The 25,922-nt window shown below is 73.8% G+C and carries 22 protein-coding genes; 18 read left to right on the top strand and 4 right to left on the bottom strand.

The window, feature by feature from the left end:
• The first annotated feature begins 179 nt into the window (after nt 1-179).
• The 4 genes from K7G61_RS04740 (at nt 180) to K7G61_RS04725 (ending at nt 4,611) form a co-directional block, all read left to right on the top strand.
• The gene (locus K7G61_RS04740; RefSeq protein ID WP_225845313.1) at nt 180-2,000 is read left to right on the top strand and encodes a glycoside hydrolase family 6 protein; all 1,821 of its coding nucleotides are present in this window, start codon (nt 180-182) and stop codon (nt 1,998-2,000) included.
• Nucleotides 2,001-2,327: 327 nt separating this feature from the next.
• Complete coding sequence (locus tag K7G61_RS04735) at nt 2,328-3,506, top strand: serine hydrolase domain-containing protein (RefSeq protein ID WP_225845312.1); 1,179 nt, start codon at nt 2,328-2,330, stop codon at nt 3,504-3,506.
• A gap of 182 nt (nt 3,507-3,688) precedes the next feature.
• Nucleotides 3,689-3,859 (top strand): hypothetical protein, encoded by a 171-nt coding sequence (locus tag K7G61_RS04730; protein ID WP_225845589.1) that lies wholly within the window; start codon nt 3,689-3,691, stop codon nt 3,857-3,859.
• Nucleotides 3,850-4,611, top strand: a complete 762-nt coding sequence (locus K7G61_RS04725; protein ID WP_225845311.1) for an SDR family NAD(P)-dependent oxidoreductase — start codon at nt 3,850-3,852, stop codon at nt 4,609-4,611. The genes K7G61_RS04730 and K7G61_RS04725 overlap by 10 nt, the downstream gene beginning before the upstream one ends.
• A 241-nt stretch (nt 4,612-4,852) precedes the next feature.
• On the opposite strand, the gene K7G61_RS04720 is transcribed toward K7G61_RS04725, so the two are convergent.
• From K7G61_RS04720 to K7G61_RS04710, 3 genes are all read right to left on the bottom strand, one after another.
• Nucleotides 4,853-6,466: a penicillin-binding transpeptidase domain-containing protein gene (locus K7G61_RS04720; RefSeq protein ID WP_225845310.1), complete on the bottom strand. Its 1,614-nt coding sequence runs from the start codon at nt 6,464-6,466 to the stop codon at nt 4,853-4,855.
• 283 nt (nt 6,467-6,749) lie between these two features.
• Complete coding sequence (locus K7G61_RS04715) at nt 6,750-7,718, bottom strand: NAD-dependent epimerase/dehydratase family protein (protein ID WP_225845565.1); 969 nt, start codon at nt 7,716-7,718, stop codon at nt 6,750-6,752.
• Nucleotides 7,719-7,843: 125 nt separating this feature from the next.
• On the bottom strand, nt 7,844-9,583 hold the full coding sequence (locus K7G61_RS04710) for a dolichyl-phosphate-mannose--protein mannosyltransferase (protein ID WP_374204054.1): 1,740 nt from the start codon (nt 9,581-9,583) through the stop codon (nt 7,844-7,846).
• A 332-nt stretch (nt 9,584-9,915) separates the two neighbouring features.
• Here K7G61_RS04710 and rsmI point away from each other — a divergent pair, with 332 nt between their 5' ends.
• The 12 genes from rsmI (at nt 9,916) to K7G61_RS04650 (ending at nt 24,045) form a co-directional block, all read left to right on the top strand.
• Nucleotides 9,916-10,788: a 16S rRNA (cytidine(1402)-2'-O)-methyltransferase gene (gene rsmI, locus K7G61_RS04705; RefSeq protein ID WP_225845562.1), complete on the top strand. Its 873-nt coding sequence runs from the start codon at nt 9,916-9,918 to the stop codon at nt 10,786-10,788.
• A 192-nt stretch (nt 10,789-10,980) separates the two neighbouring features.
• Nucleotides 10,981-11,460, top strand: coding sequence for a hypothetical protein (locus K7G61_RS04700; protein ID WP_374204053.1), 480 nt, complete (start codon nt 10,981-10,983; stop codon nt 11,458-11,460).
• A gap of 230 nt (nt 11,461-11,690) precedes the next feature.
• Complete coding sequence (locus K7G61_RS04695; protein WP_225845309.1) at nt 11,691-12,587, top strand: TatD family hydrolase; 897 nt, start codon at nt 11,691-11,693, stop codon at nt 12,585-12,587.
• Nucleotides 12,588-12,731: 144 nt separating this feature from the next.
• Nucleotides 12,732-13,583 (top strand): 16S rRNA (adenine(1518)-N(6)/adenine(1519)-N(6))-dimethyltransferase RsmA, encoded by an 852-nt coding sequence (gene rsmA, locus K7G61_RS04690; RefSeq protein ID WP_225845308.1) that lies wholly within the window; start codon nt 12,732-12,734, stop codon nt 13,581-13,583.
• A gap of 109 nt (nt 13,584-13,692) precedes the next feature.
• A complete protein-coding gene (locus K7G61_RS04685) occupies nt 13,693-14,652 on the top strand; it encodes a 4-(cytidine 5'-diphospho)-2-C-methyl-D-erythritol kinase (protein ID WP_225845307.1) in 960 nt (319 codons plus the stop codon).
• Between the two features lie 79 nt (nt 14,653-14,731).
• On the top strand, nt 14,732-16,534 hold the full coding sequence (locus tag K7G61_RS04680) for an ABC-F family ATP-binding cassette domain-containing protein (protein ID WP_225845306.1): 1,803 nt from the start codon (nt 14,732-14,734) through the stop codon (nt 16,532-16,534).
• 104 nt (nt 16,535-16,638) lie between these two features.
• A complete protein-coding gene (locus K7G61_RS04675; RefSeq protein WP_225845305.1) occupies nt 16,639-18,429 on the top strand; it encodes a PQQ-binding-like beta-propeller repeat protein in 1,791 nt (596 codons plus the stop codon).
• A gap of 245 nt (nt 18,430-18,674) precedes the next feature.
• Complete coding sequence (locus K7G61_RS04670; RefSeq protein ID WP_225845304.1) at nt 18,675-19,349, top strand: response regulator transcription factor; 675 nt, start codon at nt 18,675-18,677, stop codon at nt 19,347-19,349.
• Between the two features lie 435 nt (nt 19,350-19,784).
• Complete coding sequence (gene galT / locus K7G61_RS04665; RefSeq protein ID WP_225845303.1) at nt 19,785-20,843, top strand: galactose-1-phosphate uridylyltransferase; 1,059 nt, start codon at nt 19,785-19,787, stop codon at nt 20,841-20,843.
• Nucleotides 20,840-21,832, top strand: coding sequence for a UDP-glucose 4-epimerase GalE (gene galE, locus K7G61_RS04660; protein WP_225845302.1), 993 nt, complete (start codon nt 20,840-20,842; stop codon nt 21,830-21,832). Before galT ends, galE begins: the two co-directional genes overlap by 4 nt.
• Nucleotides 21,829-22,965, top strand: a complete 1,137-nt coding sequence (gene galK, locus K7G61_RS04655; protein WP_225845301.1) for a galactokinase — start codon at nt 21,829-21,831, stop codon at nt 22,963-22,965. The genes galE and galK overlap by 4 nt, the downstream gene beginning before the upstream one ends.
• Before the next feature lie 285 nt (nt 22,966-23,250).
• A complete protein-coding gene (locus K7G61_RS04650; RefSeq protein WP_225845300.1) occupies nt 23,251-24,045 on the top strand; it encodes a response regulator transcription factor in 795 nt (264 codons plus the stop codon).
• Here K7G61_RS04650 and K7G61_RS04645 read toward each other — a convergent pair.
• A complete protein-coding gene (locus K7G61_RS04645; protein WP_225845299.1) occupies nt 24,004-24,501 on the bottom strand; it encodes a MarR family winged helix-turn-helix transcriptional regulator in 498 nt (165 codons plus the stop codon). The genes K7G61_RS04650 and K7G61_RS04645 overlap by 42 nt on opposite strands.
• Before the next feature lie 137 nt (nt 24,502-24,638).
• Between K7G61_RS04645 and K7G61_RS04640 the strand changes: the two genes are divergently transcribed.
• Complete coding sequence (locus K7G61_RS04640) at nt 24,639-25,514, top strand: trans-aconitate 2-methyltransferase (RefSeq protein WP_225845298.1); 876 nt, start codon at nt 24,639-24,641, stop codon at nt 25,512-25,514.
• Nucleotides 25,511-25,891, top strand: coding sequence for a VOC family protein (locus K7G61_RS04635; RefSeq protein WP_225845297.1), 381 nt, complete (start codon nt 25,511-25,513; stop codon nt 25,889-25,891). The genes K7G61_RS04640 and K7G61_RS04635 overlap by 4 nt, the downstream gene beginning before the upstream one ends.
• The last annotated feature ends 31 nt before the right edge of the window (nt 25,892-25,922 follow it).

The following is a 25,922-nucleotide window of genomic DNA, read 5'->3' as shown; positions in this document are numbered from 1 at the left end:
AAGAGCGTGTAACCGAATACTGAACCACCGCACCACCTCCCTTGACCTCTCGAACCGGAGCGAGGTCCTTCCCCCCATATGGAGGTCGTTCGCACATGGCAATACCCACGGTCCGACGCAGAACAGCCGTTCTGGCCGCAGGCGCATTGGTCGTCGCGTCCGGCGCGGTGACCGCTGCGATGAGCACCACCTCGGCCTCGGCGGCCACCGCCGGCTGCTCGGTGACATACCACCTGGACAACCAGTGGGACACCGGCTTCGGCGTGACGGTGACGGTCACCAACACCGGTAACCCGATCTCGAGCTGGAATGTCGGCTGGACCTTCGCGGGCAACCAGAAGGTCACCCAGGGCTGGAACGCCACCATCACCCAGTCCGGGCAGTCGGTGACCGCGGCCAACATGTCGTACAACGGATCGCTGGGGACCGGCGGTTCGACGACCTTCGGCTTCAACGGCTCCTACAGCGGCACGAACGCCGTGCCCACGGCCTTCACCGTGAACGGCGTGGCCTGCGGCGGCACCGGCGGCACGACCGGCGGCACCACCACGGGTGGCACGACGACCGGCGGCACCACCACGGGCGGTACCACGACCGGTGGCACGACGACCGGAGGCACCACCACGGGTGGCACCACCACGGGCGGTACCACGACCGGAGGCACCACCACCGGCGGCACCACCACGGGTGGCACGACGACCGGCGGCACCACCACCGGCGGGACGACCGGCGGGACGACCGGCCCCGGCCAGAAGGTCGACAACCCGTACGTGGGCGCCAAGGGTTACGTCAACCCCGAGTGGTCCAAGGAAGCGGCCGCCGACGGCGGCCAGGCCATCGCCAACCAGTCCACCGCCGTCTGGCTGGACCGGATCGCCGCGATCCAGGGCGTGAACGGCGGAATGGGCCTGCAGGCGCACCTGGACGCCGCGCTGCAGCAGGCGGGTGGCCAGCCGCTGACCGTCGAGTTCGTCATCTACGACCTCCCCGGCCGGGACTGCTCCGCCCTCGCCTCCAACGGTGAGCTCGGCCCGACGGACATCGACAAGTACGAGTCGCAGTACATCGACCCGATCACCGCGCTCGAGGGCAACTCGAAGTACTCGTCGCTGCGCATCGTCAACATCATCGAGCCCGACTCGCTGCCGAACCTCGTCACCAACGCGGACGGCCAGTCCGGCGCGACGGCGGCGTGCGCGACGATGAAGCAGAACGGCAACTACGAGAAGGGTGTCAGCTACGCCCTGTCCAAGCTGGGCGCGCTGTCCAACACCTACAACTACCTCGACGCCGGTCACCACGCCTGGCTCGGCTGGGACACCAACCTCGGCCCCGCCGCCCAGGAGTTCTACAAGGTCGCCACGACCAACGGCGCCAGCCTGTCCGACGTGGCGGGCTTCATCACCAACACGGCCAACTACAGCGCCACGGTCGAGCCGTACGTCAAGATCACCGACTCGGTCAACGGCACCACGGTGCGCCAGTCCAAGTGGATCGACTGGAACCAGTACGTCGACGAGCAGTCGTACGCGCAGGGCCTGCGCAACCAGCTGATCTCGGACGGCTTCCCGTCGTCCATCGGCATGCTGATCGACACCGGCCGCAACGGCTGGGGCGGCTCCGCGCGTCCCACCGGCCCCGGCGCCACGACCAGTGTCGACACCTACGTCAACGGTGGCCGGATCGACCGCCGCATCCACGCCGGCAACTGGTGCAACCAGACCGGTGCGGGCATCGGCGCCAGGCCGACCGCGAGCCCGGCAGCTGGTCTCGACGCCTACGTGTGGATCAAGCCCCCGGGCGAGTCGGACGGCGCGAGCCAGGCCATCTCGAACGACGAGGGCAAGGGCTTCGACCAGATGTGCGACCCGACCTACGGCGGCAACGCGCGCAACGGCAACAACCCCACGGGCGCTCTGCCGGACGCCCCGCTGGCGGGCCACTGGTTCTCCGCCGAGTTCCACCAGCTCCTGCAGAACGCATACCCGCCGCTGTCGTAACACCCAGCACGTCCTGACAGCGGATCCCCCCACCGGGCTCGTGACGGACCGCCCCTGGCCCCGCCAGGTCAGCGGTTCCGTTACGGGCCCGCCGCGTTTCCGGGAGACGGCGGGCGGGAGGCGCCGGTCCGACGGGCGCTTGCAGCGGTGGGACCGGGCCCGGGCCGGGACCGACGGAGCGGAACCGAGCGGGGGGAGCAGGGCGGAGGAGGGCCGAGCCGGGCCTGTGGATAACGCCCGACGCGCTGTCGTGCCGGTCGTGCACCATGGACTCATCGGTCCGCACGGGCCGTACGGTCAGCGGGCACGGCGCGGGAGGCACCACTCATGGACCACGGGGACGTCCACGGGACGGCGGAGGACGGCTGGGAGCCGGTCCGCGACGCCTTCGCGCGCAACTTCGAGCGGCGCGGCGACCGGGGTGCCGCGTTCGCGCTCTACCACCAGGGCCGCAAGGTGGTGGACCTGTGGGCGGGCACCAGCGATTTCGACGGCGGGCCCCCGTGGCGGCAGGACACCGCGCAGACCGTCCGCTCGGCGACGAAGGGCGTGGCCGCCGCCTGCCTGCTGCTGCTCCACCAGCGCGGCCAGCTCGACCTGGACGCGCCGGTCGGAGCCTACTGGGCGGAGTTCAAGGCGCGCGGAAAGGAGCGCGTCACGGTACGGGACGTGCTGGCGCACCGGGCCGGCGTCCCCGCCCTGGACACGCCGCTGACACCGGCCCAGGCGCTCGACGGGGTGTCCGGGCCGCGCGCGGTGGCCGCCCAAGCGCCGCTCTTTCCGCCTGGAGCCGCCCACGGCTACCACGCCCAGACCTTCAGTTGGCTGCTGGCCGAGCTCGTGCTGCGGGTGAGCGGGCGGACCATAGGGCGGTTCGTCGCCGAGGAGATCGCCCGCCCGCTGGGCCTGGAACTGTGGCTGGGGCTGCCGCGGTCGCAGACGCACCGGGTGGGGCGGATCGGGGACGTCGCGGTGCCGGACGTGCGGGTCTCGGGGAGCCTGCGGGCGCGGACCAAGCAGTCGGTGCACGACGCCTACGCCGACCCCGACTCGCTCACCCGCCGTGCTTTCGCGGCGATATCCCCGCCGCCGGACGAGAACGACCCGGCGTACCGGGCCGGTGAGCTTGCGGCGTCCGGCGGGACGGCCACCGCCCGCGGGCTGGCCCGCTTCTACGCCGCGCTGGTGGGTGACGTGGACGGCGGTGGGAGGCGGCTGTTCGTGCCCGCGACACTCACCGCGGCCCGTACGGTCGAGTCCGACGGCCCCGACCGCGTCCTGGTGGTCAACACCCGCTTCGGCCTGGGCTACATGCTGCACGGCGCGGCCTCCCCGCTGCTGGGCCCGGGTTCCTTCGGCCACCCCGGGCGGGGCGGGAGCCTCGCCTTCGCCGACCCGGAAAGCGGCACGGGCTTCGGCTACGTCACCAACGGCATGCAGAAGAACGTCACGGCGGACCCGCGGGCCCAGGCCCTGGTCAGGGCTGTTCGGGAGTGCCTACGCTGAGCCGATGACGGAACGTGAGGAAACCGCGGGTGCGGGTGGGACGGATGAGCCGGCAGGGCTGAGCGCACGAGCGGGCCGGGCCAGGCCTGCGGAGAGCGATGCACCCGCGGGGCTCGGTGGAGGTGTGGCTGCCGAGGTGTGTGGAGTTGCGGGGCCGGGTGGAGGGGCGAGGGCGGGCTCCCGTGGGGATGCTGGAGTGGGTGGAGCCGCGGGGGACGGGGTGGGTGGAGTTGCGGGGCCGGGTGGAGGAGCGAGGGCGGGCTCCGGTGGGGGTGCTGGAGTGGGTGGAGCCGCGGGGCTCGGGGGAGGTGGAGGGGCGGGTGGGCGGTTCGCCGGGTACGGGGTGGTGGTGACGGGTGCCGCGCGCGGGATCGGGGAGGCGACGGCGCGGCGGTTCGCCGCCGAGGGGGCGGCCGTACTGATCGCGGACCGGGACGGGAAGGCCGCGCAGGCCACCGCTGCGGCCATTCGGGAGGCGGGCGGGCGCGCGGAGGCAGCCGAGTGCGATGTGGCGGACCGCGCCTCCGTGGACGCGGCGGTCGAACGGGCCGTCGCCGCCTTCGGGACGCTGGACGTCCTGGTCAACAACGCCTATTCGTGCAGCGTGCACCCGGCCGACTTCGCCGACGAGTCCGACGAGGACTGGCACCAGGACCTGGACGTGAGCCTGGTGGGCGCCATGCGCTGCGCGCGGGCCGCGCTGCCGCACCTCGCGGCCGCTCCCGGCCGGCGTGGCGCGATCGTCAACGTCGGTTCGGTGAACGGCCTCTCGTACTTCGGCAACCACGCGTACAGCGCGGCCAAGGCGGCCCTGGTGTCCCTCACCCGCGGCCTGGCCGTACAGGCCGCGCCCGACGGAGTGCGCTGCAACCTGGTCGCGCCGGGTACCGTGCGCACACCCGCCTGGGCCGGCCGCGACGCGGTGCTCGACGCGGCGGCGGGCGCGTATCCGCTCGGCCGGGTCGGGGAGCCCGAGGACATCGCCGCTGCGATCACCTTCCTCGCCTCGCGTGACGCGGCCTGGATCACCGGGGTGACGTTGCCGGTCGACGGCGGCGTCCTGGTCAGCAACCCGGCGTTCATGGACGCGCTGCGGGGCGAGTGAGACCGCGGGCCCGGCCGCGCCCGTCGCCCCCGTCCCCGCCGCTCACCTCTCACGGTGCGGCCGATTGGCCGGGCCCCGGCCTGGCGGCAGCCGCGCGCCGCGCACCCCCGGAACCCGCGCACCCGCCTCCCGCGCGCCGCCGCGTCCTTCGGCCGCGACCGCCTGTCCCGTACGACCGCCTGTCCCGTACGACCGGCGGTCCCGTGGGGATGACCGCCCGTACGGTTGCCTTCGGGGTGGGTCAGTGCGCGGCTCGCAGGACCGCCGCCACGATCGGGCCGGCGGAGGTGTTGCCGTGGCCGCCACCGACGACGAGGGCCGCGGCGGTGACGTGCCCCGAGTAGGCCAGGAACCAGCCGTTCGGGTTGGCGGCGCCGTCGATCTCCGCCGAGCCCGTCTTCGCGCCGGAGTCGGGGCCGAAGCCGCTCATCGGGCCGGCGGCCGTTCCGCTGACGACGGTGTCGCGCATCATCGTGCGCAACTGCCGGGACGTGGCGGACGGGATGCCCGCCGCCTTCGCCAGCGGCTTGCCGATCAGGGCCGGGCTGACGAAGCGCGGCTGGTGGAAGTCGCCGGTGCGCGCGGTCGCGGCCACCGACGCCATGATCAGCGGGCTCATCTTGAGCTGCCCCTGGCCGATCATCTCCGAGGTCAGCTCGTCGTCCGTCCCGCCGGGTACGGACGGATCGGTCACCGCGGTACCGACGTTCCAGCTCTGCGTGAGGCCGAACTGCGCGGCGGTGTCGACCAGCCCGCTGCCGCCGAGTTTCCCCGCCTGCTTGATGAAGCCGGTGTTGCAGGACTTCTTGAAGTCCCAGTCCAGGTCGGCGCTCAGGTTGTTCATTCCGCCGTCGTTCCGGTAAGCGCGCCCGTAGTGGTAGTTGTCGCCGTTCTTGCACGGCGCGGGGGACGACGGAGTCATGTTCCGCTCCAGCAGGGCGGCCGCGGTGACGACCTTGAACGTCGAGCCGGGTGCCACCTGGGCCAGCAGCGGGGTGTCGAATCCGCCGGCCGGGCTGAAGGCCACGGCCAGGACGCCCCCGGTGTCGGCGTCCAGCGCGGTGACGCCCGCCTGGTTCGTGCCGGCCACCGCCTTCTCCGCCGCCGCCTGCAGGTGCGCGTCCAGCGTGGTGTCCAGCCGCGCGCCCTTGCCCTTGCGCAGCACGTTGAGCGTCTGCTTCTCCGTCCCCGTCGCCGCGTCCTCGACGTAGGTCTCGATGCCGGGCGTGCCGCCGTTCACCTTCGTGCCGTACCGGGCCTTGAAGTCGCCGAAGATGCCGGCGAGCGACGGGTACTTGTCGGCCGTCATCACGACCCCGCCACGGTCGCGGATCTCCAGGTCGGGCGTCTTGGCCCGCCCCGTGACGATCGTCTCGCCGTCCTGGAGGCCGGGGTGCAGGACGGCGGACACCCAGTGCACCGCGGGCTTGCCGTCGGGCCCCCGCGACACCTGCAGCCACGATCCGTAGGTCCAGCGGTCGGTCAGCCCCTGGTACGTGACGGTCGCGTCCACCGTGAACGGCACGGTGTTGCTCGCCACTTGGGCCGCCGACCGGGTGCTCGCCGTCGCCCGCAGGGCGGTGACGTGGGCGTTCGTACGGAAATCGGTGAGGCTTCCGGTCGCCTGGTCGGCGGCGTCGGTGAGTTTCGCCGCGGCCGCGATGTCGCCGCGGGTCCACGCGCCCAGGAAGTCGTCCGCGGTGTCGGCGGCCTGCTTCGTCGTGAGCGGCGCCTGTGTCGCCGCCGCGTCGGCCGACGACGTCCCGCTGTTCCCGTTCCCGCTCCCGCCGCCGCCTCCGCCGCCGTCCAGAGCGGTGTAGACGTTGTAGGCGCCGAACCCTGCGACGCCGAGCATCCCGGCGAAAACCGTTCCGACGATGCCTGCTTTGACACCCCGCGACACGGGCATGCGATAGGACCCCTCCCCTTTGAACGTGTTCAAAAGAACGCGCTCCCATCGCACCTTACGTGAGGCTTCTGGTGCTGAAGGTCTCATTCCGGGCACGGCTGCGTACTAAGTGCGTCGCGCACGCAGCCGTTCGGGCCCGGGCGACGTCCGGGCCGGTGCGGCCGTCACGCGCCAGGGTGAGGTCAGGAAGCGGTCAAGTCGCGGGCGCCGCCCGGGCGCCGACCGCGCGTCAGCCGGCGGATTCGGCGTACGCGGCGAGCACCGCCCGTTCCTCCGCCTCGGTCCAGCCCTTGGACAGCGGGGGTTCGCCGCGTTCGCGGTCCCAGGCGAGGACGTCGGCCGCGGTCACCTCCAGCGGGGTCGCCGTGAGGCCGGCCGCGCGGGCCCGGTCGGCGCTGCGCTGCTGGGAGATCCGGTCCGCGCGGATCAGCGGGAACATCGCTGGTACGCGCGGCGGGCGCACGCGCACGATCTCGACCTCGGTGCCGGCCGCCCGCGCGCAGGTCCGGATCAGCCCGCCGAGGGTCACCGGCTCGGCCGGGCCCACCGCCTGGAAGGCGCCGTGACGCTCGTCGGCGGCCAGCCGCACCACCAGGCGGCCCAAGTCCCGGGAGTCCACCACCTGCACGGGCTGCGCGGGGTCGCCCGGCACCGCGACCCGTCCGCCGCGCGCGGCCCGCCGTACCCAGTACGTGAAGGTGTCCGACCAGTCGCCGGGACCGGCCACCTTGCCCGGCCGCACGATCGTCGCCCGCGTCCCGTACCGTGCCACCACGTCGTCCTCGCACGCCACCTTCGACGGCCCGTACGTCGAGTCGTCCAGGTCCGCCTTGTGCCGGACCGACCGGACCGGGGGCTTGCGCGGCGCGTCCTCGTCCGCGCCGGGGGACGCCCCCTCCCGCGCGTACACGGCGTGGCTGGAGACGAACACGTACCGCCCGACCCGGTCGCCCAGCGCCTCCATGGCCTCCCCGACGTGCCGCGGCACGAACCCGCTCACGTCGACGACCACGTCCCAGCGGCCCCCGCGCAGAGCCCCGTAGTCCCCGCTCTCCCGATCGCCGGTCAGCCGCGCCACGTCGGGGAACAGTTCGGCGCCCGTCCTGCCCCGCCCGAACAGCGTCACCTCTGCCCCGCCGGCGAGCGCCTGTGAGGTCACGGCCCGGCCGATGAGTCCCGTCCCGCCCAGAATCAGCATGCGCACGCGCCCGACCCTAGGGCACCGCCCGCGGACACCGCACGGCCCGCCCGCGCCAGCGCCCGCGCCCGCCCGCGCCGACGCCCGCGCCCGCAGGCCCGACCCCGCCCCGCCCCGCCGGACCCTCAGATCCAGGAGTCGAACCACATCCTGGCCTGCCAGGAGTGGTACGGAATGGTCATGCCCGTGTAGATCGGGAAGAAGTAGATGAAGTTCCAGATGATCAGCAGCACCAGAGTCCCCGCGCCGACCGCGCCCCACATGCGGCGCGGCTCCGACGAGCCGGGCGGGCCGAGGAAGGCGCCGACCATCATGGCGACGGCCAGGCACAGGTAGGGCACGAAGGAGACCGCGTAGAAGTAGAAGATCGTGCGGTCCTGGTAGTGGAACCAGGGCAGCCAGCCCGCGCCGGCCGCCGCCACGATCGCGCCGGCCCGCCAGTCGCGGCGCATGATCCAGCGGTAGAGCAGGTACAGCAGGGCGAAGCACGCGGACCACCACAGCAGCGGGGTGCCCAGCGCGAGGATCTCGCGCGAGCAGCCGGTGGCGGCGTGGCAGCCGTCCTGGCCGTTCTTGGGGGACTCGAAGTAGTACGAGACCGGGCGCCCCAGCACCATCCAGCTCCACGGGTTGGACTGGTACGGGTGCGGGGTGTGGAGGGACACGTTGAACTGGTAGACCTGGTACTCGTAGTGCCACAGGCTGCGCAGCGGCGCCGGGATCCAGGACCAGGTGCCGCCGCGGCCGTCCGCCCAGTGCCGCCCGTAGCCGTTGTCGGACAGGAACCAGCCGGTCCAGGTGGCCAGGTAGGTGACCACGGCGGTCGGGAACAGCGACAGCAGCGACCAGCCGGCGTCCTTGCGCAGGGCGGTCAGGTGCGCGTGGCGGGCGCCGGCCAGGCGGCGGGCGCCGATGTCCCAGGCGAGGGTCAGGGCGGCGAAGAAGACGAGGAAGTACAGGCCGTTCCACTTGCTCGCCGCGGCCAGGCCGAGGAAGAAGCCGGCCGCGATCCGCCACGGGCGCCAGCCGAGCCCCGTCCGGGCGGCGACGCGCTGGTCGGGGCCGGCGAAGCCCGTCTCGTCGACCGGCAGGGCCGCCGCCAGCCGGGCCCTGGCCCAGTCGCGGTCGATCAGCAGGCAGCCGAACGCGGCCAGCGCGAAGAACATGATCACCAGGTCGAGCAGGGCGATCCGGCTCATCACGAAGTGCAGGCCGTCCACCGCCATCAGCAGTCCGGCCAGGCAGCCCAGGGCGGTCGAACGGAACAGCCGCCGCCCTATCCGGCACAGCATGAGCACCGACAAGGTGCCCAGCAGCGCCATCATGAAGCGCCAGCCGAGGGGGTTCAGGCCGAACATCCACTCACCGAGGGCGATCACCCACTTGCCCATCGGGGGGTGCACCACGTACCCGGGGGCGTCCGACAGCGGGATGACCTGCGGGTGGGCCAGGATCTGCGGGTTGGAGACCTTGCCGTCCGGCCACGTGCCCTCGTATCCCAGCTTGAGCAGGGCCCAGGCGTCCTTGGCGTAGTACGTCTCGTCGAAGACGACCGCGCGCGGGCTGCCCAGGTGCCAGAAGCGCAGGCCCCCGGCGAGGACGGAGACGAGCAGCGGCCCCAGCCAGCCGGTCCACCTCGCCAGGCGGCGGGACAGGGCGGGCCCCAGGCCCAGCGCCTCCCAGACCCGGGTTCCCGGCTCGGGGAACGGCGGGACCAGGCGCTCGCGGGTGTCCTGGTGCGGTCGCTCGCTGTACCCGAACCTGCGAAGCCGCCGCGCCCACGGGCTGCCCTCGTGCGCCACCTCGGGGTGCGCGGTCTCGTCGGTACGGGCCGGCGTCGACTCCGTCGCGGTCTCACTCGTCACCGGGCCATCGTAGGGAAACGGCCTGAGAAAGCGATGAGGTCGGCGGGGGCCGGGTGAGATTGTCCGGCGCATGCCCGTGACCGGCGCCCCCGCACGGGTCCGCGCGGGGGCTCGCGGGGGCTCTCGGAGCGGTGCGTGGCCGGTGCGGGCCGTCGGGGCGTGCGTGGGCGCTGAAGGGCGGTGCGGGGCGCTGCGGGGCGGTGCGGGGCGCTGCGGGCCGCGCCCCCGCGGTCACCGGCTACGGTTGCCGGGTGAGCGACTCCGTGAGCGACACCCCCGACGGTTACGGCGACGAGCCCGGTGCCGGGCCCGGCGGCCCGTACGGGAGCGCCGTGCCGGGTTCCGGGGGCGGCGGCGTACTGGTCCTGGCCGGTACGCCCATCGGGGACCCGGCCGACGCCCCGCCGCGGCTGGTGGCCGAGCTGAGCGGGGCCGACGTCGTCGCCGCCGAGGACACCCGCCGGCTGCGGCGGCTGACGCAGGCGCTCGGCGCCGAGGTGCGCGGGCGCGTGGTGTCGTACTTCGAGGGCAACGAGGCGGGGCGCACGCCCGAGCTGGTGGAGGCGCTGGCCGGCGGGGCCCGGGTGGTGCTCGTCACGGACGCCGGGATGCCGTCGGTGTCCGACCCCGGCTACCGGCTGGTCGCGGCGGCCGTCGAGCGCGGGATCAGGGTCACCGCGGTGCCGGGGCCGTCCGCCGTGCTCACCGCGCTGGCCGTCTCCGGGCTGCCCGTGGACCGCTTCTGCTTCGAGGGGTTCGCGCCCAGGAAGCCGGGGGAGCGCCTGGCCCGCCTGCGCGAGGTCGCCGCCGACCGCCGCACGCTGGTGTACTTCGAGGCCCCCCACCGCATCGCGGACACGCTCGCGGCGATGGCCGAGGTCTTCGGCCCCGACCGGCGGGCGGCGGTGTGCCGCGAGCTGACCAAGACGTACGAGGAGGTGCGGCGCGGGCCGCTGGCCGAACTCGCCCGCTGGGCGGCCGAGGGGGTGCGCGGCGAGATCACCGTCGTCGTCGAGGGCGCGGCGCCGGCGGAGCCGGGCGGCCTCGACCCCGCCGAACTCGTCCGCCGGGTGCGGGCGCGGGAGGAGGCGGGCGAGGCGCGCAAGGAGGCCATCGCGGCCGTCGCGGCCGAGGCGGGGGTGCGCAAGCGCGAGGTCTTCGACGCGGTCGTGGCGGCCAAGCACGCCCCGCCGGCGGCCGGGTGATCCGCCGCCCGGCGGCCTAAACTTGGGACAGGGTAAAGCAATAGGCGTCATCCTTCCCACAGACGCCTCATTGAGGCCAAAAGTGGCCCAAGGGTTGGGCACGGAGGATGTGGAGGGCGGACAAGGGGCGTTCGCTGGAAGGTGAGAAGTCCCGGTCCGGGCACGGTGCCCGGAGGGCACGCGGGAGCTGCCATGAGTGAATTCACACAGGCCGGCACGGAGACCGGCCGGGCAGACGGATCCATAGGCCGCACCAGCCGCACGAACCGCACGAGCGGCACCGGCACCGGCAGCGCGAATGGCGCGAACGGCCGGGAGGCGTACTCGTTCGCCTGCATGAACTGCGGGTACGGCTGGGAGCAGACCTACGAGATCGAGCACCACACCGACCCGGCGGGCAGCCCGTACGTCACGTACCTGGCCGAAGGGCGGAAGGTGCCGTCGCCCCTGACCCGACCGACGTGCGGCAACTGCGACGGGCACCACGTGCGGATCATGCGGCCCGGGCGGGTGTCGGACGCGGTGGCGGCGCAGTGGTCGCAGGAGCACCACGAACGCGGTGTGCACCGCACGCGGCACTGGCCGACCCTGCATTTCCTGCGCCGCAAACCGCGGGAGCGGCGCGAGACGCGGGACGAGGGCTCGCGTCCTGGCCGGCCCACGTCCCCGTGACCCGCGTGACGGGGTGAGGTGATACGGCGCCCGGCCCGAGCGGCGGGCGGGCGCGGAACCAGGGACCTGTCCCCGTCCCTGGAGTCCGGGAGTCCGGGAGTCCGGGAGTCCTGAGGTCCGCGAGTCCCTGAGGTCCGCGAGCCCCTGGGTCCGTGAGCCCCTGAGGTCCGCGAGTCCCTGCGGCCCGGGCAGGACCGGGCGGTGCGCCCGGGGTCCTTAGGATCGTGGCCATGGCGAAGAAGAAGGGCAGCGAGGGCGAGGCGGTACCGCCGGCGCCCGAGGCGCTGCGGGTGGCGGTCGCTGATTCCCACACGCATCTGGACATGCAGGGCGGCACGGTGGCGGCGGCCCTGGCGAAGGCGGCCGCTGTCGGGGTGGAGACCCTGATCCAGGTGGGCTGCGACCTGGTGGGCTCGCGGTGGGCGGCGCGCACGGCCGAGGAGTACGCGAACGTCTGGGCCACGGTGGCCCTGCACCCCAACGAGGCGCCCAGGATCGTGCACGGCGACCCCGAGGGCGCGTCCCGGGGCGCGGGAGCGCCGGGAGGGCGAGCCGCGGGGGGAACGGCGGCGCTGGACGCCGCGATCGACGAGATCGACGCGCTGGCCGCGCTGCCGCAGGTACGGGGGGTCGGCGAGACCGGGCTGGACTACTACCGCACCGGGCCGGAGGGCGTGGCCGCCCAGCAGCACTCGTTCCGGCGGCATGTCGCGATCGCCAAGCGGCACGGGAAGGCGCTGGTCATCCACGACCGGGAGGCGCACGAGGACGTGTTGCGGATCCTGGCGGAGGAAGGGGCGCCGCAGACGGTGGTCTTCCACTGCTTCTCGGGGGACGCCGCGATGGCGGGGGTGTGCGCCGAGCGCGGCTACTACATGTCGTTCGCCGGGAACGTCACGTACAAGAACGCCCAGAACCTGCGGGACGCGGTGGCGGTCGCCCCGCTGGACCGGCTGCTGGTGGAGACCGACGCGCCGTTCCTGACCCCGGTGCCGTACCGGGGGCGGCCCAACGCGCCCTATCTGATCCCGCTCACCCTGCGGGCAATGGCCGAGGTCCGCGGCGTCGACGAGGACGCCCTGGCGGGCGCGATCGCGGCCAACACCGCGCGGGTCTTCGGGTACTGACCGGGGCGGGCCGACGGCACTCCCCGGCCGCGCTCCCCGGCCGCGCTCCTCGGGCCGCGCCCTCGTCCGCCCCCTCGTCCGCCCCCCGGCCGCACCCCCGCCCACCGCCGGTGACCACTCGCGGCGAACCGTTAGCCTTGCCGTGTGAGCACGACAGAGCTGCTGGGGCCGGCCGACGTCCGCGAGCTGGCGGCCGCGCTGGGGGTGCGGCCCACCAAGCAGCGCGGCCAGAACTTCGTGATCGACGCCAACACCGTGCGGCGGATCGTGCGGACCGCCGCCGTGCGGCCGGACGACGTCGTGGTGGAGGTCGGTCCCGGTCTCGGCTCGCTCACCCTGGCCCTGCTGGAGGCCGCCGACCGGGTCACCGCGGTCGAGATCGACGGCGTCCTGGCGGCGGCGCTGCCGGACACGGTGGCGGCACGGATGCCGGACCGCGCGGACCGCTTCACGCTCGTGCACAGCGACGCCATGCTGGTGGACGAGCTGCCCGGGCCGCCGCCGACCGCACTGGTGGCGAACCTGCCGTACAACGTGGCGGTGCCGGTGCTGCTGCACATGCTGGCGGCGTTCCCGACGATCGAGCGCACCTTGGTGATGGTGCAGTCCGAGGTCGCCGACCGGCTGGCGGCCGAGCCCGGCAGCAAGGTGTACGGGGTGCCGTCGGTGAAGGCGAACTGGTACGCCGAGGTCAGGCGGGCCGGGGCGATCGGCCGCAACGTGTTCTGGCCGGCGCCCAACGTGGACTCCGGCCTGGTGTCGCTGGTCCGCCGCGACCCGCCGGCCACGACCGCCTCCCGGCAGGAGGTGTTCGCGGTCGTGGACGCCGCCTTCGCCCAGCGCCGCAAGACGCTGCGGGCCGCTCTCGCCGGGTGGGCCGGCTCGCCCGCCGCCGCCGAGGCCGCGCTGCTGGCCGCGGGCGTCTCACCGCAGGCCAGGGGCGAGTCGCTCACGGTGGCGCAGTTCGCCGCGATCGCCGAGCACGGGCCGTCGTGAGCCACCGCCGGGCGCGGGCCGCCGCGCTGTGTACGGTGTGCCCGTGCCCGTACGCGTGCCCGCACCCGCACACCGTTCGCCCGCAGCAGGCCCCGAGGAGCCCCCGCCCGTGAGTCCCAGCGAATCCGCAGCGCCCGCCCCGGCGATCAGGCGGTCAGGAACGGGGGCCGTCACCGTACGGGTCCCGGCCAAGGTCAACGTGCGGCTCGCCGTCGGCGGGCGCCGGGCCGACGGCTTCCACGACCTGGCCACCGTCTTCCTCGCGGTGGGACTGTACGACGAGGTGACCGCGGCGCCCGCCGACGAGCTGCGGATCACCGCCGAGGGGCCGGGCGCCGACGCGATCCCGCTGGACGCGACCAACCTGGCGGCACGGGCGGCGGCCGCACTCGCCGCGCGGCACGGGCTGGAGCCGCGGGTGGGCCTGCACCTCGTCAAGGACATCCCGGTGGCCGGCGGCATGGCCGGCGGGTCCGCCGACGCGGCCGCCGCGCTGCTGGCCTGCGACCGGCTGTGGGGCCTGGACACCGACCGGGCCGACCTGCTCGCGATCTGCGCGGACCTCGGCAGCGACGTGCCGTTCGCCCTGGTCGGCGGGGCGGCGCTGGGCACCGGGCGCGGCGAGGTGCTCACCCCGCTGGAGGTCGGCGGAACGTTCCACTGGGTGTTCGCGGTGGCCGACGGCGGCCTGTCGACACCCGCGGTGTACGCCGAGTGCGACCGGCTGCGGCGGGAGGGCGGAGGCGGCGACCTCGCGGGCGAGGTGCCGGATCCCGTCGCCGACCCGGAGCTGGCCGCGGCGCTGCGCGACGGGGACCCGTACGCGCTGGCCGGATGCCTGGTCAACGACCTGCAGGAGGCCGCCGTGTCGCTGCGTCCCGGCCTCGCGGACACCCTGGCGGCCGGTACCCGGGCCGGCGCGCTCGCCGCACTTGTCTCCGGCTCCGGACCCACCTGCGCCTTCCTCGCGCCCGACGCGGACACCGCCGCCAAGATCGCCACGACGCTGGGCCCCGCGGCCCGGGTCGCGGCGGCGCCCGCACCAGGGGCCGCCGTCGTCGTCGCGTGACGCCGAGCCCGGCGGACCGGCCGCCGGACCGGACTAGGCTGGACCGCCGCACCCACGAGTGAGCTGGAGAACAACGCAAGTGGCCGTCAACCTGGTCAACGTCGAAGCCGTCGACAAGACGTACGGCACCCGGCAGCTGCTGGAGAACCTGTCCCTGGGGGTCTCCGAGGGCGACCGCATCGGAGTCGTCGGGCGCAACGGGGACGGCAAGACGACGCTGATCCGGATCCTGTCCCGGCTGGAGGAGCCGGACGGCGGCCGCGTCACCCACCTCAGCGGGCTGCGGCTGGGCGTGCTCACCCAGCACGACGCCCTGGACCCCGGGGCCACCGTCCGGCACGAGATCGTCGGCGACCGTCCCGACCACGTGTGGGCCGGCGACGCCCGGGTCAGGGACGTGCTGACCGGGCTGTTCGGCGCGCTGGACCTGCCGGGCTTCCCGCAGGGCCTGGACACCGTGATCGGGCCGCTGTCCGGCGGCGAGCGGCGCCGTATCGCGCTGGCCAAGCTGCTCATCGACGAGCAGGACCTGATCGTGCTGGACGAGCCGACCAACCACCTCGACGTCGAGGGCATCGCGTGGCTCGCCGGGCACCTGCGGACGCGGCGCTCCGCGCTGGTGTGCGTCACCCACGACCGCTGGTTCCTCGACCAGGTGTGCACGCGCATGTGGGACGTACAGCGCGCCAACGTCTACGAGTACGAGGGCGGCTACAGCGACTACGTCTTCGCGCGCGCCGAGCGGGAGCGGATCGCCGCCACCGAGGAGGCCAGGCGGCAGAACCTGGTGCGCAAGGAGCTGGCGTGGCTGCGGCGCGGCGCCCCGGCCCGCACGTCCAAGCCGCGCTTCCGGATCGAGGCCGCCAACGCCCTGATCGCGGACGTGCCGCCGCCGCGCGACAGCGCCGAGCTGATGCGGTTCGCGAACTCCCGGCTCGGGAAGACCGTGTTCGACCTGGAGGACGTGACCGTCACCGCCGGGCCCAAGGAACTGCTCCGGCACCTGACCTGGCAGCTCGGCCCCGGCGACCGGATCGGCCTGGTCGGCGTGAACGGAGCGGGCAAGACCTCCCTCCTGCGCGCCATGGCGGAGGCCGCGTACAGCGAGGGCGACAGGCAGCCCGCGCACGGCCGCGTCACGGTCGGGAGGACCGTACGGCTGGCCTACCTGTCGCAGGAGGTCGCCGAGCTCGACCCGGAGCAAAGGGTGCTGCAGGCCGTGGAGTCGGTACGGCAGCGGGTCGACCTCGGCAAGGGCCGCGAGATGACCGCGGGGCAGCTGTGCGAGAGGTTCGGCTTCGGCAAGGAGAAGCAGTGGACGCCGGTCGGCGACCTTTCCGGCGGCGAGCGGCGCCGGCTGCAATTGCTGCGGCTGCTCATGGACGAGCCCAACGTGCTGTTCCTGGACGAGCCGACCAACGACCTGGACATCGAGACGCTGACCCAGCTGGAGGACCTGCTCGACGGCTGGCCCGGCTCCCTGGTGGTCATCAGCCACGACCGCTACTTCCTGGAGCGCACCACCGACCGGGTGTTCGCGCTGCTGGGCGACGCCACGCTGCGGATGCTGCCGCGCGGTGTGGACGAGTACCTGGAACGGCGCCGCAAAGCCGTCGAGGCGGCGGCCGCGGCCTCACCGCAGCCGCAGGGCGCGGCCAGGGAGCGGCCGGCGGTCGACGCCCGTGCGGCGAAGAAGGAACTCCAGCGCATCGAGCGGCAACTGGACAAGCTCGCCGACAAGGAGAGCAAGCTGCACACCCAGATCGCCGACAACGCCACCGACTTCGAGAAGGTGGCCGCCCTCGACGCGGAGCTCAGGGCGATCGGCGAGGAGCGCGAGGGCCTGGAGACACGGTGGTTGGAACTGGCGGAGGACGTGTAGCGGGCCGGTAACGGTCCAGCCGCGGCCAACGGGGTCAAGGGTGCCCGGGTGATAGAAAGAATTCCCGTTCATCCGACTCAGTTCCACCGCGCGAAGAGGACCGCATGTCGCAGCCGCCCCCGCCGCCAGGAAACCCGCCGCCGCCTCCCGGCGGTTATGGCTACCCGGCGCCCGCGCCCGGCCCGGCGGGCGACAACCCGCCCCCGCCGCCGGGAGGCTGGACGGCCCCCCCGGCGGCCCCCGTACCCCCGGCGCAGAACCCGTACGCGGCGCCGACCCAGTCGGCGTTCCCCGCGGCCCAGCCGCCGGTGCCGCCGCCGCCCGCCCCGCCCGCCCCGCCCGCACCCGCGCAGGGCCCGCCGCCGCCCCCCGGCGGCTACGGCTACCCGGGCGCGCAGCAGCAGCCCTACGGCCAGCAGCAGCCGTACGGCCAGCAGCCCTACGGTCAACAGCCCTACGCGCAGCAGCCCTACGGCCAGCCGTACCCGCAGACCCCGCCGCCCGCTCCCGGGTACGGCTACCCGGGTCAGCAGCCCCCGCCGTACCAGGGCGCCCCGGCCGGCGGCGGCCGGAACAACAACCGGATCGTCGTCATCGTCGCCGCCGTGGTCGCGGCCGTGCTCGTCATCGGCGGCGGCGTCTTCCTCGCCACCAGGGGCGGCGGAGGCAAGGACAACGACGCCAAGCCCGGGCCGAGTTCGCACTCCAGCGGCAAGCCCACCGGGCCCACCCACAACACCGGCTTGGCGTTCAAGTGGGACAAGACCGCCGACCCGGTGGCGCAGAAGGACAACCTGAAGGACGCGCTGGGCATCTGGTTCACCGACAAGTACGTGGTGAAGAACGAGATCGACAAGGTCGTCGGCTACGACCGGACCACCGGCGCCACCGCCTGGACGATCCCCGCGCCCTCGCGCGGCGACTGCACGGCGGCCCGCGACACGTACCAGAACAAGACGGCCATCCAGTACGGCGCGAGCTGCGACAAGATCATGGTGATCGACCTCGCGGCGGGCAAGCCGCTGTGGACGCAGGAACTGCCGGGCTCCACCGGCCGGAAGACCGAGTTCGACTACAGCGAGATGGCGATCAGCGGGGACACGGTCGGCATCGACTGGCTGGACGGCTCGATCGGCTACCGGATCAGCGACCGTACCAAGTTGTGGCAGTCCGGCAACGGCAACTGCGAGGACGACGGCTACGCCGGCGGCAAGCAGTTCGTCGCCGTCGTCAACTGCGACTACCGCACGTACAAGGTGCAGGTCGTCGACCCGGCCAAGAACGGCGCCGCGAAGTGGACCTGGGAGGCGCCGACCGGCACCGAGGTCAACGCGATCGTGTCCACCGACCCGGTGGTGGTGCTGCTCGGCACAGAGGAGACCACCTTCACCGACGTGGCGGTCCTCGCGGATGGCCGCCTGCAGTCCAGGGTCTCGCTCGGCACCGACAAGTACCGGATCGACGACGACGGCACCGAGAAGCAGGCCGTGCACAACGTCCTGGTCAGCCAGGACACCCTCTACCTGACGCTGGACACCAAGACGGGCAACGGTCAGTACGTCAGCGGCATCTCGGCGTTCAACCTCAGCGACGGCCAACCGAAGTGGGTCGCCAAGCCGGGCGCCAAGAAGGAGATCACCGGCGTCGACTTCGTGGACGGCAAGCTGCTGGCCTACGAGGCGCCGGACTACGGGGTGCAGGGCCAGTTGGTCACGCTCGACCCGGCGACCGGTGCCATCAGCCCGTACGCCGCGTTCCCGCAGGACGCCTACGACAGGCTCGACATGGCGTCGCTGCACAGCTACTACGTATGGAACGACGGGCAGTTCTACGTCGTCAACAAGACCATCTACGCGGGTGAGAGCGATCAGAAGTACCTGATCGTCTTCGGCTGATCAGGCGAATTCCCGTCGATTTCCCGCGGCTGGACCCTTGTGCGCCCCCTGCCGGTGGGCGGCCCCAATTGCCGGGCCGAATCACCGGTTGGGGGCGCACGCGCTGCACCGACCGGTGTAGCTTCGCCGCGAGGCGGGCCGGTGCCGCGGCGGGGGCACGGTTGGGACCGGTTCGGCCGCGGTATGCGTAGGGGACGGGGGGCCGGTGGCGGTTCCCGGCCCCGGGGGGATTGGGGATACCCGACATGGGCGTACGGCTCGTCGTGGTCGACGACCACCGGCTGCTGGCCGAGGCTTTGGCCTCGGCCCTCAAGCTGCGCGGGCACCGCGTGCTGGCCGCGGCCGCGCCGGCGGCGGGCGCGGCCGACCTGGTGCTCAGCAGGTCGCCCGAGGTGTGCCTGTTCGGCACCTCCGCGCCGGCCGAGCCCGGCGCCTTCGAGGCGGTGGCCCGGATCAAGCGGGAGCGGCCGGGCGTCGCGGTGATCGTGCTCGGGCCGGTGCCCGACCCGCGCGGGATCGCGGCGGCCTTCGCGGCGGGCGCGTCGGGCTACGTGCGCCACGACGAGCGGATCGAGGGCGTCGAGCGGGCCATGGCCAAGGCCCGGGCCGGTGAGGTGGCGATCGCCCAGCAGTTGCTGCAGGGGGCGTTCGCCGAACTGCTCAACCCGGCCCGGCAGCCCGACGACGAGGGTGCGCGGCTGCTGGAGATGCTCACCCCGCGCGAGATCGAGGTGCTGGTCAGGGTCGCCGAGGGCGAGGACACCCGGCTCATCGCCGCAGGGATGCGGATCGCCCCCAGCACCGCCCGCACGCATGTCCAGCGGGTCCTGATGAAGCTGGGGGTGGGCTCCCGCCTGGAGGCCGCTGCCCTGGCCGCCCGTACCGGGCTGCTGCGCAGGGCGTCGGGCGAGGCCGACTGAGCCGGCCGCGGCGCGCACCGCGGGGGCCCGTACGGCACGCGGGAGCAGGCGGGGTCCGTGCGGTACGCGGGAGCAGGCGGGGTCCGTGCGGTACGCGGGGTACGCCGGGTTCGGGGGCCCGGCCCGGAGGCGTCCTCGCGCGGTTCGGCGCCCCCGCGCGAGGCTGCCCCCGTCCCCGCGCCCGTCCCCGCGTCCTCGCGCGGCGTCCCGCCGCGGCCTGCGCGGCGCCCCGCGTCCCCGCCCGCGCGCCCCCTTCTCCCGGTCGGGCCGGGCCGTTCTGTTCGGCTTTGTTTTCTTCGGCCGGGACCCCTTGGTGCCCCTTGCGATCCCGTAGCGACGCCCGCAAACTTCACGGCCGCCGCGCATTGACTGTGCTGTGCCATTGTGGTTCATTGTGTGCGGTTCTGTTGGGGTGATTGGGTGAGGTGCCCGAGGGTGAAGAAGACGTCGACCCGGCTCGCGGACGGCCGCGAGCTGATCTACTACGACTCCGCCGACGCGGTCGTCCGCGAAGCCCCGGACCTGCGCCCGCTGGAGTCCGTCGCCACCACCTCCGAACTGCGCCTGGACCGTCTGCTGGGCGACACCGTCGCGATCGCCTCGCACCGGCAGGGGCGCACGTACCACCCGCCCGCGGACGAGTGCCCGCTGGACCCCTCGCGCGACGGCCGGCTCACCGAGATCCCCGCGTCGGACTACGAGGTCGTGGTCTTCGAGAACCGCTTCCCCTCGCTCACCGGCGACAAGGGCCGCTGCGAGGTGGTGTGCTTCACCTCCGACCACGACGCCTCGTTCGCCGACCTCACGCCCGCCAGGGCCCGGCTGGTGCTGGACGCCTGGACCGACCGCACGCGGGACCTGTCCCAGCTGCCGGGCGTGGTCCAGGTCTTCCCGTTCGAGAACCGCGGCGAGGAGATCGGCGTCACTCTCGGCCACCCGCACGGGCAGATCTACGGCTACCCGTTCGTCACCCCGCGCACCAGCCTGATGCTCAGCCGCCTGGCCGAGCACAAGGCCCGTACCGGGGGCAACCTGTTCGACGACGTCCTCGCCGCCGAGCAGGCCGACGGAAGCCGTGTCGTGCTGGCCGGCGAGCACTGGACGGCGTTCGTCCCGTACGCGGCGCACTGGCCCTACGAGGTGCACCTCTACCCGAACCGGCGGGTGCCGGACCTGCTGGCGCTCGACGAGGAGGCGCGGGCGGAGTTCCCGCACCTCTACCTGGAGCTGCTGCGCCGGTTCGACCGCATATTCGGCCCCGGCCAGCCGCCCACCCCGTACATCTCCGGCTGGCACCAGGCGCCCTTCGGCGCCGGGCCCCTGGGCGGCGCCGACCGCCGGGACTTCGCCCTTCACCTGGAACTTTTCACGATCCGCCGCACGTCGGGCAAGCTGAAGTTCCTCGCGGGCTCCGAGTCGGGCATGAGCGCCTTCGTCAACGACGTCCCCCCGGAGGCCGCCGCCCAGCGACTGCGAGAGGTAGCGAGCGCGTGACCGACCCGAAGAGCACCGCCGTCAAGAAGCTGCTGGTCACCGGCGGCGCCGGATACGTGGGGTCGGTGGTGGCCGCGCACCTGGTCGAGGCCGGGCACCGGGTGACCGTGCTGGACGACCTGTCCACGGGCTTCCGCGCCGGGGTGCCGCGCGGCGCGGAGTTCGTCGAGGGGCGCGTCCAGGACGCCGCCAAGGTGCTCGACGGCTCGTACGACGCGGTGCTGCACTTCGCCGCCTCCTCCCAGGTCGGCGAGTCGGTCGCCGACCCGGAGAAGTACTGGCGCAACAACGTCGCCGGGTCGATCGAACTGCTCGCCGCCATGCGCGGGGCCGGCGTGCGCACCCTGGTCTTCTCCTCGACCGCCGCCACCTACGGCGAGCCGTCCGAGGTCCCCATCACCGAGAACGCGGCGACCGCGCCCACCAACCCGTACGGCGCCACCAAGCTCGCCGTCGACCACATGATCGCCTCCGAGTGCGCCGCCCACGGCCTGGCCGCGGTCTCCCTGCGGTACTTCAACGTCGCGGGCGCGTACGGCAGCCACGGCGAGCGGCACGATCCCGAGTCACACCTGATCCCGCTGGTCCTCCAGGTCGCCCAGGGCCGGCGCGAGGCGATCGCGGTCTACGGCGACGACTACCCGACGCCCGACGGCACCTGCCTGCGGGACTACATCCACGTAGCCGACCTGGCCCGCGCCCACCTGCTGGCGCTCGACGCGGCGGCCGCGGGCGAGCACCTGATCTGCAACCTCGGCAATGGCAGCGGATTCTCCGTCCGCGAGGTCGTCGAGACCGCCCGCCGGGTCACCGGCCACCCGATCCCGGCCGTCACCCGGCCGCGCCGGCCCGGCGACCCGGCCGTCCTGGTCGCCTCAGCCGAGCGCGCCAGGCAGCGGCTGGGCTGGCAGCCCACCCGTACCGACCTCGCGGAAATCATCCGCGACGCCTGGACCTTCGCACAGTCCCTGGGGGAGAACGCCCGATGAGCGACCCGACGTTCGAGACCGCCTTCACGAAAGCCTTCGGGCGTGCCCCGGAAGGCGCCTGGGCGGCGCCCGGCCGGGCCAACCTGATCGGCGAGCACACCGACTACAACGACGGTTACGTGCTGCCGTTCGCCATCCAGCAGACGACCCGGGCCGCGGTCGCGCGGCGCGACGACGGCCTGCTGCGGCTGCACTCCGCCGACATGGCCGGCGGCGTCGTCGAGCTGCGCGTCGACGACCTCGCGCCGGGCACCACCACCGGCTGGGCCCGCTACCCCGCGGCCGTGCTGTGGACGCTGCGGGAGGCCGGGCACCCCGTCGGCGGCGCCGACCTGCACTTCGACAGCACGGTCCCGGTCGGCGGCGGGCTGTCGTCCTCCGCGGCCCTCCAGGTCGTCACGGCCCTGGCCCTGACCGAGCTGCACGGCGTCGAGATGTCCCGCCAGGACCTGGCCCTGCTGTGCCAGCGCTCGGAGAACGTTTACGTGGGCGCGCCCGTCGGCATGATGGACCAGACCGCCTCGGCCTGCTGCACGGCCGGACACGCCCTGCACCTGGACGTGCGCGCGCTCGCCCAGCGGCAGGTCCCCTTCGACCTCGCCGCCCAGGGGCTGGCCATGCTGGTCGTCGACACCCACGTCAAGCACTCGCACGCCGAGGGCGCCTACGGCGAACGGCGGGCCGGCTGCGAGCGCGCCGCCGCCCTGCTCGGCGTGCCGGCCCTGCGCGACATCGCCTTCGACGACCTCGACGCGGCCCTCGACGCCCTCCCGGACGACGGGCTGCGCCGCCTGGTGCGCCACGTCGTCACCGAGAACCGCCGCGTCGAGGAGGTCATCGCCCTCCTCGACGCCGGCCGCACCCCCGAGATCGGCCCGCTGCTCACCGCGGGCCACGCCTCGCTGCGCGACGACTTCCAGGTCTCCTGCCGCGAACTGGACGTCGTCGTCGACACCGCGGTCGCGGCGGGCGCGCTGGGCGCCCGTATGACCGGCGGCGGCTTCGGCGGCTCGGCGATCGTGCTGACCACGGCCGACACGGCGGACGCGGTGGGCGCGGCGGTGGCCGGGGCGCTCGCGCGGTCCACCTCGTTCGTCACGGTCCCCGGCCCGGGCGCGCACCGGCTGTGGTGAGTCCGCTGCGCCGCGCGACCGCCGCGGCCCCGGCGCGCACCCCGTCCGCACCTGCGGGAAGCAATTGCTCGGCCGCGACAGGAAACTTCCGGCAAGACGGCGCCAACCGCGTGCGGTAGCCCCTACGCTTTTCCCACAGCGCCGGTGGGGGCCGGCGCTCATCAGGGGGCGAGACGCACGGGGTCCGGCACCTGGGGTGGGGACGGCGGTCCCCGGCTCCCGGTGCCGGGCTCCAAGCGAGCAACGCCCCTCAGGGGGATGGGCCAACCACCGGGAGTGGTGTCCGTGGGACGTATCCGCGTACTGGTCGTCGACGACCACCGCATCTTCGCCGAGTCGCTGGCCGCCGCCCTCGCGGCGGAGCCCGACGTCGACGTCTCGGCGGCGGGCAGCGGCCCCGCCGCCCAGCGCTGCCTGGACCGGGCGGCGACCGACAACCGGCGCTACGACGTCCTCCTGGTGGACGCGGACCTGGGCTCGGGGCCCCGGCCGCAGACGCTCCAGGCCGTTCCGCCGCTGGACGGGCAGCGCTCGCTGGAGCCGCGCGACCCCGTGCTGGACGGACTGGCGCTGGTGGAGCGAGTCCGCGCGGAGTACCCGGCGACCCGCACCGTGGTGCTCGCCGAGCGCGACGACCCGACGCGGGCGGCCCGCGCGCTGCAGGCCGGGGCCAGTGGCTGGGTCGCCAAGGACTGCTCGCTGTCGCGGCTGCTCGCGGTGGTCCGCGGGGTGCTGCGCGACGAGACGCACCTGCCGCCCGCGCTGCTGACGGGGGTGCTGCGCGAGCTGACCGCGGCCCGCCGGCACCGCACCGAGAGCGAGCGGCTGGTGGAGTCGCTGACCCCGCGCGAGCAGGAGGTGCTGCGGTGCATGGTCGCGGGCCTGGGGCGCAAGGCGGTCGCCGAGCGGCTGTTCCTGTCCCCGCACACCGTGCGCACCCACATGCAGAACGTGCTGGGCAAGCTGGGCGTGCACTCCACGCTCGCCGCCGTCGCGCTGGCCCGCAGGGCCGGGGTGGGGCCCGTGGAGCAGCTTCCGTCAGCCGGGCACGTTGTCGAACGGCGCGGTCAGCTGTCGTAGCAGCGAGGCCAGGTCGGCGCGCTGGCGCTCGGTCAGCTCCCCCAGCAGGGCCCGCTCCTGGGCGAGCAGCCCGGACAGCGCCTGGTCGGCCAGGTCCTGGCCCTCCGGGGTCAGCCGGACCAGCACCCCGCGCCGGTCCGTGGGGTCGGGCAGCCGCTCGACCAGCCCCTTCTTGGCCAGCCTGTCGATCCGGTTGGTCATGGTCCCCGACGTCACCAGCGTCTGGGTGAGGAGCTGCCCCGGCGAGAGCTGGTACGGCGCGCCCGCCCGCCGCAGCGAGGTGAGCACGTCGAACTCCCACGGCTCCAGGCGGTGTTCGGCGAACACCAGCCGCCTGGCCCGGTCCAGGTGCCGGGCGAGCCTGCTGACCCGGCTGAGCACCTCCAGCGGTCCCACGTCGAGGTCGGGGCGCTCTCGGCGCCATGCAGCGACCAGCCGGTCGACCTCGTCCTCCATGGCGATCAGTGTAATAGGTCTGTCGATATGAAGTCTCTTGACATCAAGATATCCCGGGAGGAGCCTGAGAGGCGCAGGGCAGAATCCGGCCCTCCGCTTCGAGCGGCGACTCCGCACCACCCCAGGGAGTACGAACGATGCAAGCAGCGCCGACGTGGGACCCGCAGCAGTATCTGCGCCACTCCACCCACCGCACTCGTCCGTTCCTCGACTTACTCACCCGGATCACCGCACTTCCCGGCGGCGGCGCGCCCCGGATCGCCGACATCGGCTGCGGGCCGGGCAACGTCACCGCGCTGCTCGCCGACCGCTGGCCGGCGGCCCGCATCACCGGCTTCGACAGCTCGCGCGAGATGCTCCGGGCCGCCGAGCGGTACGCGGGCCCGACGCCGGGCGGCGGCCTGATCGAGTTCCGCCACGCCGACGCGGCGGTGTGGGTGCCCGAGGAGCCCTACGACCTGATCGTCTCCAACGCCGCCCTGCAGTGGGTCCCCGGCCACGCCGACCGCTTCCCCATATGGCTGGACCGCATCGCCCCCGGCGGCACCTTCGCCTTCCAGGTACCCGGCAACTTCACCGCTCCGAGCCACGCCCTGCTCGCCGAGCTGTGCGACACGCCGCGCTGGCGCTCCCGGCTCGACGGCCGCGGCCGCGCCTACGTCCACATCCTGCAGCCCGCCGACTACCTCGAACGCCTCACCGAATTGGGCTGCGAGGTGGTGGACGTCTGGGAGTCGACCTACGTCCAGCTCCTCCACGGCGAGGACCCGGTACTGGAGTGGACCAAGGGAACCGCGCTGCGGCCGGTGCTCACCGCGCTCGGCGACGACCGCGCCGCCGTCGAGGAGTTCACCGGGCAGTACCGCGACCTGCTCAGGAAGGCGTACCCGGCAGGGCCGCACGGCACCGTCTTCCCCTTCCGCCGGATCTTCGCGGTGGCCCGCAAGGCCGCCCCTGCCACCGCCGTACCCGCCGCCCCCACCGCCTCCGCGACGTCCCGGGAGTCCTCGTGATCAGCGCACTCGACCACGTCCAGCTCGCCGCGCCGCCCGGCAGCGAGCCGGAGTTGCGGGCCTATTACGCGGGCGTGCTCGGGATGACCGAGCTGGACAAGCCGCCGGTGCTCGCGGCGCGCGGCGGGTGCTGGTTCGCCGCCGGCGGCGCGGTGCTGCACCTGGGCATCGAGGAGGACTTCCGTCCGGCCCGCAAGGCCCACCCCGGCATCCGCGTCAGCGGCATCTTCGAGTTCGCGAAGCGGCTGCGGGACAAGGGCGCGAAGGTGGTCTGGGACTACGACCTGCCCGGTCATGAGCGGTTCTACTCCGAGGACCCGGTCGGCAACCGCCTGGAGTTCCTGGAACCGGTCGCGCTGAAGGACGCGCGGGAATAGCGCCCGCGGTGCCGTACGGGCGCCGCGGCGC

Origin of the sequence: Streptomyces sp. HPF1205 (assembly GCF_020400825.1) — a bacterium.
GTDB lineage: Bacteria > Actinomycetota > Actinomycetes > Streptomycetales > Streptomycetaceae > Actinacidiphila.
The sequence above is the reverse complement of the archived record's forward strand: the minus strand, read 5'-3'. Positions and strand labels throughout refer to the sequence as shown.